The organism is Mycobacterium celatum, from assembly GCF_002101595.1.
GTDB lineage: Bacteria > Actinomycetota > Actinomycetes > Mycobacteriales > Mycobacteriaceae > Mycobacterium > Mycobacterium celatum.
This window is the reverse complement of sequence record NZ_LQOM01000013.1, coordinates 1-15,366: the sequence shown is the minus strand read 5'-3', so window position 1 is coordinate 15,366 and position 15,366 is coordinate 1. Positions and strand designations below refer to the sequence as shown.

Here is a 15,366-nt window from a genome sequence, read left to right as displayed (position 1 = left end):
GGCCCCGCCCCTGACCCAAAATGCCCTCGGGGCCGTCGGCAACGCCACGCCGGGCACGGCGCCCTCGGTGGCCCCGCGCATCGCAGCCCCCCAACCTGCCGCAGCGCCGGCACCGGCGGCGCTCGTGCCGGCCACCAGCGGGACACTGCGCGACTACTTCGGCGGCAAGGGCGTCAAACTCGAGCCGCAGCAACCGCAGAACTTCAACGCGCTCGACATCACCCTGCCCGTGCCGCCGCGCTGGACGCAGGTTCCCGACCCCAATGTGCCCGACGCGTTCGCGGTCATCGCCGACCGGTCCGGCACCGGCAACAGCCTCTACACGTCCAACGCACAGGTCGTGGTGTACAAGCTGATCGGCGACTTCGATCCCCGAGAGGCCATCACCCACGGTTACGTCGACAGCCAGCAACTGCCCGCCTGGCAGACCACCAAGGGCGCGATCGGCGACTTCGGTGGATTCCCGTCGTCGGTCATCGAGGGCACCTACCGCCAAAACGATATGACGCTCAACACATCTCGGCGCCACGTCATCGCCACATCCGGGCCGGAGCGTTACCTGGTGTCGCTGGCGGTGACGACCGGCGTCACCCAGGCCGTCGCTGACGCACCCGCCACGGATGCGATCATCAACGGCTTCCGGGTGACCGCGCCGGGCGCTGCTCCGGCGCCCGTGGCGCCTGCTATGCCGGCCCAACCACCGGTACCCGCGCCGACGCGGTAGCTTTTCCGGCCTCGTATTGTGGCCCCATGCTGATCGCCGGAATCCTGTGCCTGGGCGCGGCGATCGCGTGCGCCGTGCTCGGGTTGCGGTCGTTGTCGCGGCCTGGCGTGGTACTGAGGTCGGTCGCTCCGACCCAGCTGGCTGCCGCGGTGATACTGGCCGCCGGCGGCGCGGTGGCCCTGGCCGGGCCGCGGCCGGCCGCCGTTGTGCTGGTGGGCGTTTGCGTCCTCGGTGCACTGGGCACCGTGGCCGCTGGGTCGTGGCAGAGCGCCCGGTACGCGCTGCGCCGCGAAGCGACACCCGCCGGCTGCGGTGGTGGCTGCGCGGCCTGCACGTTGTCCTGCCGCTGATGCGACGGGCATGCTGAAGCGCCTGTCGGCACTCCCGGTCGATACCTTCTTATTGGCCCTGCTGGCAACGGTGGCTCTCGCGGCGGTTTTCCCGGCCTGCGGTGCTGCGGCCGAGGCGGTGTCGATTGCGGCCAAGGTCGCGATCGCGGTGCTGTTCTGGCTCTACGGCGCCCGGCTTTCGCCACAGCAGGCCTGGCATGGCGTGCGGCAGTGGCGGCTGCACCTGCTGGTGTTGGCCACAACATTCGTCGTCTTCCCGATACTCGGGTTGGCGGCGCGCGCGTTGGTGCCGTGGCTGCTGACGCTGGACCTCTACAACGGGCTGCTGTTTTTGTGTCTGGTCCCGTCGACGGTGCAGTCGTCGATCGCGTTCACCTCGATTGCGCGGGGCCATGTTTCGGCCGCCATCGTCAGCGCGTCGCTGTCCAACATCGTCGGTGTGGTGATCACCCCGGTATTGGTCCTGCTGCTGATGCATACCAGCGGAACGCCCCGGGTGCACGCCACCGCGATTCGTGACATCGTGGTGCAGCTGCTGTTGCCGTTCGTGGCGGGTCAGTTGATGCGGCCGTGGCTCGCCGGGCCGATTGCCCGGCACAGTGTGCTGACCAAGCTGGTCGACCGGGGGTCGATCCTGCTGGTGGTGTACACGGCCTTCTCGATGGGCATGGTGCAGGGCATCTGGCGCAGCGTCGACGGGTGGCGGGTGGTCGCCGTCGTCGTCGTGAGCGCCGTGCTGCTGGCCGTGGTGCTGGCGTTCACCGCCCTGATCGGCCGGCTGGCCGGGCTGAACCGCGGCGACGGCATCGTACTGCTGTTCTGCGGATCGAAGAAGAGCCTGGCGTCCGGACTTCCGATGGCCCTGGTGCTGTTCCCGGCGGCCACCGTCGGCGTAACCATGTTGCCGCTGATGCTCTTTCACCAGATTCAGCTGGTGGTGTGCGCGGTGATCGCCAGCCGGCTGGCCCGGGAGCCTGAGCCGGCTTAGTTGCGACTCAGGTCGATCGGATGGGTGGCCAGCAGTGACAGCGGCATCGGCTGACGTCGCAGCACCCGGCCCCACAGGTCTACCCGCGGCGGCACCAAAACATCAGAAGGCAACGCGGACAACACAATCCAGTCGTCACGTTCGATCTCCCCCTCGAGCTGGCCGATGGTCCAACCGGAGTATCCGGCGAAGATCCGCACACCCTCCACCAGCGGGGCGATCGACTCGGGGTCGGCGTCCAGATCGACCATCACCAGCCGCCCGGACACATGCCGTATGCCCGGTACACCGTCGGGCTCCGCGCCGACCCGCAGCACCGCCAGGCACAGCGCCGCATCACGTTTCACCGGACCCCCGATGAACATCGTCTTGGGTTTGGCGGCCAGCTTGGCCCACTGGGGCAGCACGTTGTAGACCGCGGTCTCGCTGGGCCGGTTGAGCACCACCCCGAGAGTCCCGCCGTCGTTGTGCTCCACGACATAGATCACGCTGCGGCGAAACGTCGGCTCGAGCAGGTCGGTGTTGGCCAGCAGCAACGTGCCCGCCCGCACCCGATGTGCGGCAGGGGCGACATAGTCCTCGGGGTCTTCGTGCTGCGCCACCACACCATCATCGCATCAGCGCGCGGCCGTCGTGGCGAACAAACGGGGCGCCGCTTGATATTTGTAGGGTGGGCTGGTGGCTTGGCGCGGTGCCGCCTTGCCGGGCCACACCGTGGAAGTAGGTCCCGTGATTCACACCCTCCCGCCCGTCGCTGTCTGGCGCTCGGTGCGCAGCCTGCGCGACTTCCGGCGGCTGTTGGAGCTGCGCGCCGTCAGCCAGTTCGGCGACGGCCTGTTCTCTGCGGGACTGGCCGGCGCACTGCTGTTCAACCCCGAGCGGGCGGCCAGTCCACTGGGCATCGCGGGCGCGTTCGCGGTGCTGTTCTTGCCCTACTCGCTGCTGGGCCCGTTCGCGGGCGCCCTGATGGATCACTGGGATCGGCGGCTGGTGCTCGTCGGCGCCAACATGGGCCGCCTGATGTCCGCCGGTACCGCGGGTGTGCTGCTGGCTGCCGGAAAGGGCGACCTGCCGGTGCTGTGCGGCGCGCTGGTCGTCAACGGCTTCGGTCGCTTCGTGTCGTCCGGGCTTTCGGCAGCGCTGCCGCACGTGGTTCCTCGCGAGCAAGTGGTGACGATGAATTCGACCGCCACCGCGACGGGCGCGGTCGCAGCCTTCCTGGGCGCGAACTTCATGCTGGTGCCGCGCCGGATTTTCGGGTCCGGCGACTACGGCGCCGCGTCGATCATCTTTCTGGTGCTGGTCCCGGTGACGATTGCGCTGGTGTTGTCGCTGCGGTTCGGCGCCCACGTCCTCGGGCCCGACGACACCAAACGCGCCATCCACGGCTCGGTGATCTACCTGGTCATCACCGGCTGGCTGCACGGGGCACGCACCGTGCTGAGTCGTCCGACCGTCGCAGGCACCCTCGCCGGGCTGGCGGCGCACCGGATGGTGTTCGGCATCAATACGCTGCTGGTGCTGCTGCTGGTGCGCCACGCCGGCGCCACCTCGGTCGGCGGGTTGGGCGCTGCGGTGCTGTTCGTCGCCGCCACCGGGACCGGCTCGTTTCTGGCCAACGTGCTGACCCCGCCCGCGGTTCGGCGCTGGGGTCGTTACGCGACCGCCAACGGAGCGCTGGCGATTGCGGCCGCCATCCAGCTTGTCGGGGTCGGTCTGCACCTGCCGGTCATGGTGGTGTGCGGGTTCTTCCTCGGCACGACCGGTCAAGTGGTGAAGCTGTGCGCCGACACCGCCATGCAGATCGACGTCGACGACGCCCTGCGCGGACACGTGTTCGCGGTGCAGGATTCGCTGTTTTGGGTGTCGTTCATCGCGGCGATCACCGGGGCGGCGCTCGTCACTCCCGGCGACGGGCATGCGCCCCTGCTGGTGCTGACCGGGGCGGCGCTCTACCTGGCGGGCCTGGCGCTGCACGCTTTCGTGGGCCGGCGAGCCACGCAGCAGCAAACGCTAAGGTAATGCGATGGCCGGGCTTGATTCGATCGTCGCTGATTTGCGTGCCGAGAGCGACGACCTCGACGCCTTGGTGGCGCCGCTTCCCGATGAACGCTGGGCCGAGCCGACGCCCGCGCCGGGCTGGACCATCGCGCACCAGATCGCGCACCTGCTGTGGACCGACCGGGTCGCGTTGACGTCGGTCACCGACGAGGCCGGCTTCGCGGAGCTTCTGCAGGACGCATCGGCCAACCCGTCCGGCTTCGTCGACGCCGGAGCCGAGGAGCTGGCGGCCACGAAACCCCCTGAGCTGCTTGCCGATTGGCGGGCCACCCGCGCCCGGCTGCACGACGCGCTGTTGACCGTTCCGGACGGCCGCAAGCTGCCGTGGTTCGGTCCGTCGATGAGCGCCGCGTCGATGGCCACCGCCCGGTTAATGGAGACCTGGGCGCACGGTCTCGACGTGGCCGACACGCTCGGCGTCACACGGCCGCCCAGCGCGCGGCTGCGATCGGTTGCGCACATCGGCGTGCGTGCCCGCGACTACGCCTTCGCCGTCAACGGTCTGAAGCCGCCGGCCGAGCCGTTCTTCGTCGAGCTGCGCGCACCCGACGGCGGGGCGTGGTCGTGGGGCCCGCCCGACGCGGCACAGCGAGTCACCGGCAGCGCCGAGGACTTCTGTCTCCTGGTCACTCAACGTCGGCCGCGCAGCACCCTGGACGTCGCCGCGCACGGCGCCGACGCGCAGCGCTGGCTGGAGATCGCGCAAGCATTCGCCGGCCCGCCGGGCGCCGGGCGGTAACACCTCGCCGACTGTGCCGATTCATCCGCCTGCCGCGGCGTGTCTCGTATAAAACCGCACACTCGGCGGTGGGGCTTGCCGCTACAGCGCGGTAGCCCCGTCGGCGGCGCCGTCGCCGTCGCTGTCGGTGAGCCGCACGTCCCAGCGACCGTCGCCGTCGGTGTCCACATATCCCGTCACGCCGTCGTCGCCGGCGCACATCGCCCGGTCGGCCAGCCCGTCGCCGTCACCGTCGACCAGCCGGTCGTCGACCTGCCCGTCGCCGTCGAAGTCGACCAGCGGCCCGCCGGTGTGCTCGGCCCCGTCGAGCCCGAACCAGCGCACCTGACCGGCCCGGTCCACCGCCACCGCCCAGGTGCCGGTCCCGTCGTCGGTGAAGTAGCACTCCGGCGAGCCGTCGTTGTCGAGGTCCAACACCGCGTGATCGGCCAGCCCGTCACCGTCGAGGTCGGCCAGCGCGTCGTCACGTAACCCGTCGCCGTCGAAGTCCAGCCCCACCGCGTCGAACCGGCCGTCGCCGTCGAGGTCAAGGTCGGGTTGGCCGGTCCACATCGCCGCCGTCCCGTCGCCGGCGCTCAAGCAGTACTCCATGCCGGTTCCGACGTCAGGCCGCAGCTACCGGTTCCCGCGCGCCTTCCACCAGGCCAGCAGCTCGGCCGTGGCCTCCTCGTGCGACAGTGGGCCGCGGTCCAGCCGAAGCTCCTTCAGATAGCGCCATGCCTCGCCGACCTGCGGCCCCGGCGGGATGTCCAGCAGCTTCATGATCTCGTTGCCGTCCAGGTCGGGCCGGACGCGCTGCAGGTCTTCGGCGGCGGCCAGCTCGGCGATCCTCGCCTCGAGGTTGTCGTAGTTGGCCTGCAGCCGGGCGGCCCGCCGCTTGTTGCGGGTGGTGCAGTCGGCCCGCACCAGCTTGTGCAGCTTTCCCAGCAGCGGACCGGCGTCGGTGACGTAGCGGCGCACCGCCGAATCGGTCCACTTCCCGTCGCCGTAGCCGTGGAACCGCAGATGCAAATACACCAGCTGCGAGATGTCGTCGACCATCTGTTTGGAGTACTTCAACGCCCGTAGCCGCTTGCGGGCCATCTTGGCGCCCACCACCTCGTGATGGTGAAAGCTCACCCCGCCGTCGGGCTCGTGTTTGCGGGTGGCGGGCTTGCCGATGTCGTGCAGCAGCGCCGCCCAGCGCAACACCAAGTCAGGACCTCCAGCGCCCTCTAATTCCACGGCCTGCCGCAGCACCGTCAGCGAATGCTGGTAGACGTCTTTGTGCTGGTGGTGCTCGTCGATGGCCATCCGCATGCCGCCGACCTCGGGCAGCACCACGTCGCCCATCCCGGTCTGCACCAGCAAGTCGATCCCGCCGACCGGGTCGTCGCCGAGCAGCAGCTTGTCCAGTTCGGCGGCCACCCGTTCGGCGGTGATGCGGGCCAGCTCCGGCGCCATCTCCTCGATCGCCTTACGCACCCGTGGCGCCACGGTAAAGCCCAGCTGCGAGACGAACCGGGCGGCGCGCAGCATGCGCAGCGGGTCGTCGCCGAACGACACCTCCGGCGCCGCCGGGGTGTCGAGCACGCCGGCGCGCAGCGCCGCCAAACCGCCCAGCGGGTCGACGAATTCGCCCGGCCCGGTTGGGGTGACGCGCACCGCCATCGCGTTGACGGTGAAGTCGCGGCGGGACAGATCGGCGTCCAGCGAATCCCCGAACCGCACCTGTGGGTTGCGCGACACCCGGTCGTATCGGTCGGCGCGAAACGTGGTGATCTCCAGCCGGTGCCCGCCCTTGCCGACGCCTACCGTGCCGAACTCGATCCCGGTGTCCCACAACGCATCCGCCCACGGCCGCATGATCTTCTGCACCTGCTCGGGGTGCGCGTCGGTGGCGAAATCGAGGTCGGGACTGAGCCGCCGCAGCAGCGCGTCCCGCACCGACCCGCCCACCAGGTACAACTCGTGACCGGCCGCAGCGAACACCCCGCCGAGTTCGCGCAACAGCTCGGCGTAGGAGTTCAACGCGACGGCAGCCGCGGTCAGCAGATCGGCGTCTTGGGCGGTTTCGGGCACGTTGGTCCAGCCTAGTCGGGCGCCGATACCGCCGCTCAGCGCCGCGGGGAAGCACACAGTCTGGCGGCTAACGGCGAGTGTGCCCCGGAACGCTAAGGCGTGCCAGCTACTATCGCTTGGGTGTCGGACGGCGAACAAGCCAAACCACGCCGGCGCCGCGGCAGGCGTCGGGGTCGCCGCGCCTCCAGGACAGCCGAAAACCGCGCCGACAAGGCGACAGTCGACGGCGCGGTCCCGACCGCTGAATCAGCTAAATCGGGTCGGGGACGCTCCACCCGGCGCGGCCCCGAGCGGCTGCGCACCGTGCACGAAACCTCCGCGGGCGGACTGGTCATCGACGGCATTGACGGGCCCCGCGAAGAGCAGGTCGCCGCGCTCATCGGCCGTGTCGACCGCCGCGGCCGGATGCTGTGGTCCTTGCCCAAGGGTCACATCGAACTCGGCGAGACCGCCGAGCAGACCGCGATCCGGGAAGTCGCCGAGGAGACCGGGATTCAGGGCAGTGTGCTGGCCGCGCTGGGCAGCATCGACTACTGGTTCGTCACCGACGGCCGGCGGGTGCACAAGACCGTGCATCACTATCTGATGCGGTGTGCGGGCGGCGAGCTGTCCGACGAGGACCTCGAAGTCGCCGAAGTGGCGTGGGTGCCGATCCGGGAGCTGCCGTCGCGGCTGGCCTACGCCGACGAGCGGCGCCTGGCCGAGGTGGCCGACGAACTGATCGACAAGTTGCAAGCCGACGGCCCGGCGGCGTTGCCGCCGCTGCCGCCCACCACACCGCGCCGACGCCCGCAGACGCATTCGCGCGCCCACCATCGTCAACCCGCGCCGGGCCGGAAGAACGGTCGCGGTCCCGGGCCGTGACCGGATTGCGGCTGTTCCAAGTGGCGACCCCCAGCGCCCTTTGCCGCGCTTGCGATCGCCACGGGCGAGCTGCCCTGCTGCGCCTCGCCGCGATGGCCGGCATCCTGGCTGGTCTGGCGGCCGTGCTCACGCTTCCGACCGCCGCGCCCCGCGCCGTCGCGGGCGAGCCCGGCACGACCCCGTTCGTGCAGGTGCGGGTCGACCAGGTGACCCCCGACGTGGTCACCACCACCAGCGAGCCGGTCGTCACTGTCACCGGGATCGTGACCAATGTCGGCGACCGGCCGGTGCGCGACGTGATGGTCCGCCTCGAGCGGGCGGCCGCCGTCGGCTCGTCGGCGGGTCTGCGCACCAACCTCGACGGTGGCACCGACCAGTACGAGCCGGTTGGCGACTTCCTGACGGTGGCCAGCGAATTGCAGCGCGGCCAGAATGCCGGATTCACCCTGTCGGCCCCGGTGCGCTCACTGACCGATCCGTCGCTGGCGATCGACAAGCCCGGCGTCTACCCGTTGCTGGTCAACGTCAACGGGACACCCGACTACGGGGAACCGGCCCGCCTCGACAATGCCCGCTTCCTGCTGCCGGTGATGGGTGTGCCCGCCGACCCCGCCGACAAGTCCTCGGATGCGCTGAGCTCCGTCGTCGCGCCCGACACGTCCAAACCGGTACAGGTGACCATGCTGTGGCCGCTGGCCGACCGGCCGCGGCTGTCCCCCGGTGTGCCCGGCGGCACGATACCGGTGCGCCTGGTCGACGACGAGCTGGCGACCTCGCTGGCCACCGGCGGCCGACTGGACATCCTGCTGTCGGCAGCCGAATTCGCCACCAGCCGCGACGTCGACCCCGACGGCGCCGTCGGGCGCTCGCTGTGCCTGGCCGTCGACCCGGACCTGCTGGTCACGGCCAACGCGATGACCCGCGGCTATGTTGTCTCCGACGCGCCCGACAACACCGGTCCGGGCGCGCCGGTGCACCCGGGCACCGGCCAGGCCGCCGCGGTGAGCTGGCTGGACCGGTTGCGCGCGCTGGCGCACCGCATGTGTGTGGCCCCCACCCCGTACGCCCAGGCCGACCTCGACGCCGTGCAACGGGTCGGCGACACGGGGCTCCGCGACGCCGCCGGCACCGCTACCGCGGGCGACATCGTCGACCAGATCCTGGGCGTCGCGTCCATCCGCGGCGCCACCCTCATCGCCGACGGCTTGCTGACCCGCCGCAGCGTGGACCTGCTCGGCGCCCTCAACGGTGCAGGCGGCACAGTGGCGGTCGCCGCGGCCCAGTTCTCCGGACAAGACTCCGCCACCGGCGAGCCGGCGACGGCGGACATCGCCCCGCGCCGGGTGTCGGCGCAGGTCGTCGCCGCGCCGTTCGATCCCACCGTCGGCGCCGCGCTGGCGGCGGCCGGCACCGACCCCGTCGCGCCGACCTACCTGGACGCCTCACTTGCGGTGCGGCTGCGGCATGACTCCGCCACCGCGCGCCGCCAGGACGCGCTGGGCTCGATGCTGTGGCGGGGTTTGCAGCCCGACGTCGCGCAGCGCACCGAGGTCCTTGTGCCGCCCGCGACCTGGACGCTGCAATCCGACGACGCCGGAGCCATCCTGACCACGCTGGCCGCCGCCGTTCGATCCGGGCTGGCGGTGCCGCGGCCGTTGCCGGCGCTGATCGCCGACGCCTCCGCGGTCAACGCCGCGCCCCGGCCCGTCGGCGACGACATTGCCCCGCGGGGACGGTTCGACGACGTCGTCATCGCCCAGATCGCCGGCGAGCTGGCCCGGCTGGGCGGTCTGACCGCGGCGCTGACCACCGACGTCCGCACCGGGCTGACCGGTGCCGGCTACACCGCGCCGCTGCGCGAGGACATGCTGCGCGCGGTCAGCCAATCGGAGCGACCGGACTCCCGCAACGGCTTGGCGCACCGGCGCGTGCAGATCGTCGGCGACACGATCGACGACCTGTACGGGTCGGTCACGATCGTCAACCCGGGCGGCTCGTACACGCTGGCCACCGAGCACAGCCCGCTGCCGCTGGCGCTGCACAACGGCCTGGCGGTCCCGATCCGGGTGCGGCTGCACGTGGACACCCCGCCCGGCATGAGCGTGACCGACCTCGGCGAAATGGAACTGCCGCCAGGATATCTGCCGCTGCGCGTGCCGATCGAGGTCAACTTCACCCAGCGGGTGGCCATCGACGTGTCGCTGCGCACACCCGACGGGGTGCCGCTGGGCGAGCCGGTGCGACTGTCGGTGCACTCCAACGCCTACGGCAAGGTGTTGTTCGCGATCACCCTCAGCGCGGCCGCAGTGCTGGTGACGCTGGCCGGACGACGGCTGTGGCACCGCTTCCGCGGCCAGCCCGACCGCGCCGACCTGGACCGCCCCGAACCCGGCGAGGTGGAGCAGCAGGCCCGGGCGGTCGACCGCGTTGAGGAAGAGCACCCGGTATGAGCGCGGTCGGCCGGCGCGTGCCGCCGCCGGCACACCCGCGACAGCGGCCGGCCCCTCCCCCGCCGGGTCAGACGCCGCCACCGGTGACGCCGCAGCGGCGGCCGGAACTCTCCGATGCGGCGCTGGTGTCGCGGTCGTGGGGAATGGCGTTGGCGACGCTGGTCAGCCGGATCACCGGGTTTGCCCGGATCGTGCTGCTGGCCGCCATCCTCGGCGCGGCGCTGACCAGCGCCTTCTCGGTGGCCAACCAGCTGCCCAACCAGATCGCCGCGCTGGTGCTTGAGGCGACGTTCACCGCGATCTTCGTGCCGGTTCTCGCGCGCGCCGAGCAGGACGACGCCGACGGCGGTCAGGCGTTCGTGCGGCGCCTGGTCACGCTGGCCACCACGCTGCTGCTGGTCACGACGCTGCTGTCGGTGGCCGCCGCGCCGCTGCTGGTGCGGCTGATGCTTGGCCGAAGCCCACAGGTCAACGAGGCGCTGACCACCGCGTTCGCCTACCTGCTGTTGCCGCAGGTGATCTTCTACGGCCTGTCCTCGGTGTTCATGGCAATCCTGAACACCCGCAACGTGTTCGGTCCGCCCGCCTGGGCGCCCGTCGTCAACAACGTGGTCGCGATCGCCACGCTCGGCGTCTACCTGGCCGTGCCCGGGCAGCTCTCCGTCGACCCGGTCAAGATGGGCAACGCCAAGCTTCTCGTGCTCGGCATCGGCACCACGCTCGGCGTGTTCGCGCAGACCGCGGTGCTGCTGGTGGCGATCTGGCGCCAGCACATCAGCCTGCGCCCGCTGTGGGGAATCGACCAGCGGCTCAAACGCTTCGGCGCGATGGCCGCCGCGATGGTGCTCTATGTGCTGATCAGCCAGCTCGGCTTCGTCGTCGGCAACCAAATCGCCAGCACCGCAGCCGCTTCCGGGCCGGCGATCTATAACTACGCCTGGCTGGTGCTGCAGCTGCCGTTCGGCATGATCGGCGTGACGGTGTTGACGGTGGTGATGCCGCGGCTGAGCCGCAACGCGGCCGCCGACGACACGCCGGCCGTGCTGGCCGACCTGTCGCTGGCCACGCGCTTGACGATGATCACCCTGATCCCGACCGTGGCGTTCATGACGGTCGGCGGGCCGGCGATCGGCAGCGCGCTGTTCGCCTACGGCCGGTTCGGCGAGGTCGACGCCGGCTACCTGGGCGCGGCGATCGCGCTGTCGGCGTTCACGCTGATCCCCTACGCGCTGGTGCTGTTGCAGCTGCGGGTCTTCTACGCCCGCGAGCAGCCGTGGACGCCGATCGTGATCATCGTCGTCATCACCACGGTGAAGGTCGTCGGGTCGCTGCTGGCGCCCTATCTCACCGACGACCGCGAGCTGGTCGCCGGCTACCTGGGCTTTGCCAACGGACTGGGGTTCCTGGCCGGCGCGGTCGTCGGCTACTTCCTGCTGCGCAACACGCTGCGACCACCCAGCCGGCACCTGATCGGCGCCGCGGAAACACGGACGATCCTGGTGACCATCGCCGCATCGCTGCTGGCCGGCCTGGTCGCGCACGTGGTGGATCAGCTGCTCGGACTCGAGGCCCTGACGGCGCGCGGCGGCGGGGCCGGCTCGCTGCTGCGGCTTTTCGTGGTGGCGGTGATCATGGCGCCGATCATGGCCACGGTCATGCTGCGCGCGGAGGTGCCGGAGGCGCTCGCGGCGGCGGCCGCGGTGCGCCGATGGCTCGGCGGGACAGGCAGAGGATTAGCCGCGCCCAAGGTTGCGCCGCGCGACCACCTGTCCGGGCGTGGCGCGGTCACGTACTCTGAGCAGAGGAATTGGTTGGCGCCGGGGGGGTATCCGGTCCGGGGACCCATCCGGCGAATGCCTCCCGAGCAAGTAGCCGGGGCGGGGATGGGGAAAGGACCGGAGGTGACCGACGGCCCAACACGCAGCGCCTCGTCCAAACCTGCGTCCGAGCCCAGGCTGTCGCAGCAGTCCGGATCTGATGGTCCGGTTCCTCCTCGGGGCGCATCGTCGCCGGTCGCTGATGACTTCCAGCCCGACATTCCACCCGATCTTCACGGCGGCTCGGCGCCGTCGCCCAGGAAATCCAACGGCGATCCCGCCGCAGAAGATTTGATCGAGTTCGACGCGCCCCGCGAGGCTGCGCCGGCGCCGCCGCAGGAGGACCTACACCTGGTGCCCGGCGCCAGCATCGCCGGTGGCCGCTACCGACTGCTGGTATTCCACGGTGGCAGACCGGGATTGCAGTTCTGGCAAGCCCTCGACACCGCGCTGGACCGCCAGGTTGCGCTGACGTTCGTCGACCCCGACGGGACGCTGCCCGACGACGAACTGCGCGAAATCCTGTCCCGCACCCTGCGGCTCAGCCGCATCGACAAACCGGGTGTCGCCCGCGTGCTCGACGTGGTGCACACCGGCCGCGGCGGTCTGGTGGTGGCCGAATGGATCCGCGGCGGCTCGCTGCAGGAGGTGGCCAACACGTCGCCCTCCGCGGTAGGGGCGGCCCGCGCGATGCAGACCCTGGCCGCCGCTGCCGAAGCCGCCCACCACGCCGGCGTCGCGCTGTCGATCGACCACCCCAGCCGGGTGCGGGTCAGCATCGAGGGCGATGTCGTCCTGGCATTCCCGGCGACCATGCCCGACGCCACGCCCGAGGCCGACATCCGCGGCATCGGCGGCGCCTTGTATGCGCTGCTGGTCAACCGGTGGCCGCTGCCGGAGTCCGGCGTGCGCAGCGGCCTGGCGCAGGCCGACCGGGATCCGTCCGGTCACCCGGTGGAGCCCCGCCTGATCGATCGTGAGATTCCGTTCCAGATCTCCGCGGCGGCCAGTCACGCCATTCAAGGCGACGGCGGGATACGCAGTGCAGCAACGCTTTTGAACCTACTCCAGCAGGCGACGGCGGTGGCCGACCGGACCGACCTGCTGACGCCGATCGACGAGCCGGCACCCGGCGCCGGGCGGCCGGGGCCGTTCCGGCGCAGCCCGGAAGACGACGAGGTTCGGCTGCGGCGCCGGCGCAACGTGATGATCGGAGTGGGCGCCGCGGTGGCCGTGATCGTGGTCGCGCTGCTGGTCCTGGCGATGGTGCTGGGCCGGATTTTCGGCGACCTCGGCGGCGGCCTGGACAAGGATCGGCTCGGCCTGAACGCGCCGTCGTCGAGCACCACAACGACGGGCAGCAGTCCGGCGGCGTCGGGCAGCACGGTCAAACCCTCGAAGGCGACGGTCTTCTCCCCCGAGGGCGAGGCCGACAACCCCGGCCAGGCCGGCCAGGCGATCGACGGTGACCCGGCCACCGCCTGGGCGACCGACACCTACACCGACGCGGCGCCGTTCCCCAGCTTCAAGAACGGTGTCGGACTGCTGCTGCAGCTGCCCAAACCCACCACCGTGGGCACGGTGACGATCGACATCTCCAGCACCGGAACAAAGGTCCAGATCCGCTCGTCGCCGACGTCGTCGCCGGCCAAACTCGAGGACACCACGGCGCTGACGCAGCCGACGACGCTGCACCCCGGGCACAACAGCATCCCGGTCAACGCGTCGGCCCCGACGTCGAACCTGCTGGTGTGGATCTCCACGCTGGGAACCACCAACGGCAAGAGCGAAGCCGACATCTCCGAAATCACCGTGCAGGCCGCATCCTGAAGCACCCCCGCGGGTGAAGTGCCGGGCACGGCGCGCTTGGTTAGTGTCCGGCCGTGGGTCTCGGCAACCGGGCGCGACATGAACGCAGCGACGCCGAACTTCTTGCCGACCACGTCGCCGGCGACCGCTACGCGTTCGAGGAGCTGTTCTACCGCCACCACCGCCAGCTGAACCGCCTGGCCCGGCTCACCAGCCGCGACCCCGAGGACGCCGCCGATGCGCTACAAGACGCGCTGCTCTCGGCCCACCGCGGCGCCGGGTCGTTCCGGCACGATGCGGCGGTCAGCAGCTGGCTGTATCGCATCGTGGTGAACTCGTGCCTGGATAGGCTGCGCCGCAACAAATCTCATCCCACCGCCACGCTGGACGACGACCACCCGGTGGCCGATCGGACCGCGCAGGTGGAGACCGCGATCGCGGTGCAGCGGGCGTTGATGCGCCTGCCCGTCGAGCAACGCGCCGCGGTGGTAGCCGTCGACATGCACGGCTACTCCGTCGCCGACACCGCCCGGCTGCTCGGTGTCGCCGAAGGCACTGTCAAAAGCCGGTGTGCCCGCGCGCGGGCACGGCTCGCGCCGGTCCTGAGCTACCTCGACAAGGACACCGTCCCCGGCATGTCGCACACTGAGGCCGATGGCCGACGATCGCGACGACGCGGATGCTGATCCGCCGCACAAGCCCGCACATGCCGCCCGCCCGGGCGCCCGCCCGCTGAGGGTGGTCGCTGCGGCGGCCGGTGTGGCCGCGGTCGGCGTCGCTGTCGCACTCGGGACCGCCGCGCTCGTCAGCGAGCCCGCGCCCACCCCTAGCAGCCAGATCACCGCCCAGCACATCACGGTGTCGCGGCCGCCCGCGGCTATCCCGTTGTCCGATTCGCAGATCCTCGCGCTGCTCGACCACCCGCCGGACTACGGCCCGCTCGGCGATCCGCAGCGACGCGGGTCGTGCCTGACCGGCCTGGGGTACGCGGCCTCGGTCCGGGTGCTGGGCGCCCAGCCGATCGAGATCACCGGTCGCCCGGGCGTGCTGCTGATACTGCCCGGCGACACGCCCGACACGGTGGCGGCACTGGCGGTGGCGCCGACCTGCAGCTCGGCCAACACCGGGTTGCTGGCTGACAGGTCGGTCCCCCGTCCGTAGGATGCGTGGCGACCCGTCCCCGCCCGGCTTGGCCGCGCTTGCACGAGTGTGCTGGGAACAGCGCCGCCTACCCTGGCGTTCGAAGTGTCTGGACCCGGCTCGAAGTATCCGAAAGGCTCGTATGACCGCCAGCAGCCCTGTGCACAACGTGATCGTTATCGGCTCCGGACCGGCCGGGTACACCGCCGCGCTCTACACCGCCCGGGCGCAGTTGGCGCCGCTGGTGTTCGAGGGCACGTCGTTCGGCGGCGCGCTGATGACCACCACCGAGGTGGAGAACTACCCAGGTTTCCGCGACGGCATCACCGGCCCGGAGTTGATGGACCAGATGCGTGAGCAGGC

At 70.9% G+C, this 15,366-nt stretch carries 14 protein-coding genes; 11 read left to right on the top strand and 3 right to left on the bottom strand.

The window, feature by feature from the left end:
* The 3 genes from AWB95_RS02310 to AWB95_RS02300 form a co-directional block, all read left to right on the top strand.
* Positions 1-724: LpqN/LpqT family lipoprotein (locus tag AWB95_RS02310; protein ID WP_211279751.1), on the top strand; the 724-nt coding region annotated here is incomplete at its 5' end.
* 26 nt (positions 725-750) lie between these two features.
* On the top strand, positions 751-1,074 hold the full coding sequence (locus tag AWB95_RS02305) for a hypothetical protein (protein WP_085167574.1): 324 nt from the start codon (positions 751-753) through the stop codon (positions 1,072-1,074).
* Between the two features lie 13 nt (positions 1,075-1,087).
* Positions 1,088-2,062, top strand: a complete 975-nt coding sequence (locus AWB95_RS02300; RefSeq protein WP_232315770.1) for a bile acid:sodium symporter family protein — start codon at positions 1,088-1,090, stop codon at positions 2,060-2,062.
* Here AWB95_RS02300 and AWB95_RS02295 read toward each other — a convergent pair.
* Positions 2,059-2,667, bottom strand: coding sequence for a YqgE/AlgH family protein (locus AWB95_RS02295; protein WP_099539796.1), 609 nt, complete (start codon positions 2,665-2,667; stop codon positions 2,059-2,061). The genes AWB95_RS02300 and AWB95_RS02295 overlap by 4 nt on opposite strands.
* A gap of 109 nt (positions 2,668-2,776) precedes the next feature.
* Here AWB95_RS02295 and AWB95_RS02290 point away from each other — a divergent pair, with 109 nt between their 5' ends.
* The gene (locus tag AWB95_RS02290; RefSeq protein ID WP_099539797.1) at positions 2,777-4,084 is read left to right on the top strand and encodes an MFS transporter; all 1,308 of its coding nucleotides are present in this window, start codon (positions 2,777-2,779) and stop codon (positions 4,082-4,084) included.
* Between the two features lie 4 nt (positions 4,085-4,088).
* Positions 4,089-4,862 (top strand): TIGR03084 family metal-binding protein, encoded by a 774-nt coding sequence (locus AWB95_RS02285; RefSeq protein WP_085167573.1) that lies wholly within the window; start codon positions 4,089-4,091, stop codon positions 4,860-4,862.
* Positions 4,863-4,943: 81 nt separating this feature from the next.
* On the opposite strand, the gene AWB95_RS02280 is transcribed toward AWB95_RS02285, so the two are convergent.
* Positions 4,944-5,453, bottom strand: a complete 510-nt coding sequence (locus AWB95_RS02280) for a hypothetical protein (RefSeq protein WP_062541631.1) — start codon at positions 5,451-5,453, stop codon at positions 4,944-4,946.
* A gap of 24 nt (positions 5,454-5,477) precedes the next feature.
* Positions 5,478-6,923, bottom strand: coding sequence for a CCA tRNA nucleotidyltransferase (locus tag AWB95_RS02275; RefSeq protein WP_085167577.1), 1,446 nt, complete (start codon positions 6,921-6,923; stop codon positions 5,478-5,480).
* A gap of 120 nt (positions 6,924-7,043) precedes the next feature.
* Here AWB95_RS02275 and AWB95_RS02270 point away from each other — a divergent pair, with 120 nt between their 5' ends.
* The 6 genes from AWB95_RS02270 to AWB95_RS02245 form a co-directional block, all read left to right on the top strand.
* Entirely contained in the window at positions 7,044-7,787 is a 744-nt protein-coding gene (locus AWB95_RS02270) for an NUDIX hydrolase (protein WP_085167571.1), read from the top strand.
* A gap of 92 nt (positions 7,788-7,879) precedes the next feature.
* Positions 7,880-10,237, top strand: coding sequence for a hypothetical protein (locus AWB95_RS02265; RefSeq protein WP_085167569.1), 2,358 nt, complete (start codon positions 7,880-7,882; stop codon positions 10,235-10,237).
* On the top strand, positions 10,234-13,884 hold the full coding sequence (gene murJ / locus AWB95_RS02260; RefSeq protein ID WP_085167567.1) for a murein biosynthesis integral membrane protein MurJ: 3,651 nt from the start codon (positions 10,234-10,236) through the stop codon (positions 13,882-13,884). Before AWB95_RS02265 ends, murJ begins: the two co-directional genes overlap by 4 nt.
* Positions 13,885-13,937: 53 nt before the next feature.
* Positions 13,938-14,549, top strand: a complete 612-nt coding sequence (gene sigM / locus AWB95_RS02255) for an RNA polymerase sigma factor SigM (RefSeq protein ID WP_085167565.1) — start codon at positions 13,938-13,940, stop codon at positions 14,547-14,549.
* On the top strand, positions 14,518-15,024 hold the full coding sequence (locus AWB95_RS02250) for a hypothetical protein (protein ID WP_085167563.1): 507 nt from the start codon (positions 14,518-14,520) through the stop codon (positions 15,022-15,024). The genes sigM and AWB95_RS02250 overlap by 32 nt, the downstream gene beginning before the upstream one ends.
* Before the next feature lie 121 nt (positions 15,025-15,145).
* Positions 15,146-15,366: FAD-dependent oxidoreductase (locus AWB95_RS02245; RefSeq protein WP_139818446.1), on the top strand; the 221-nt coding region annotated here is incomplete at its 3' end.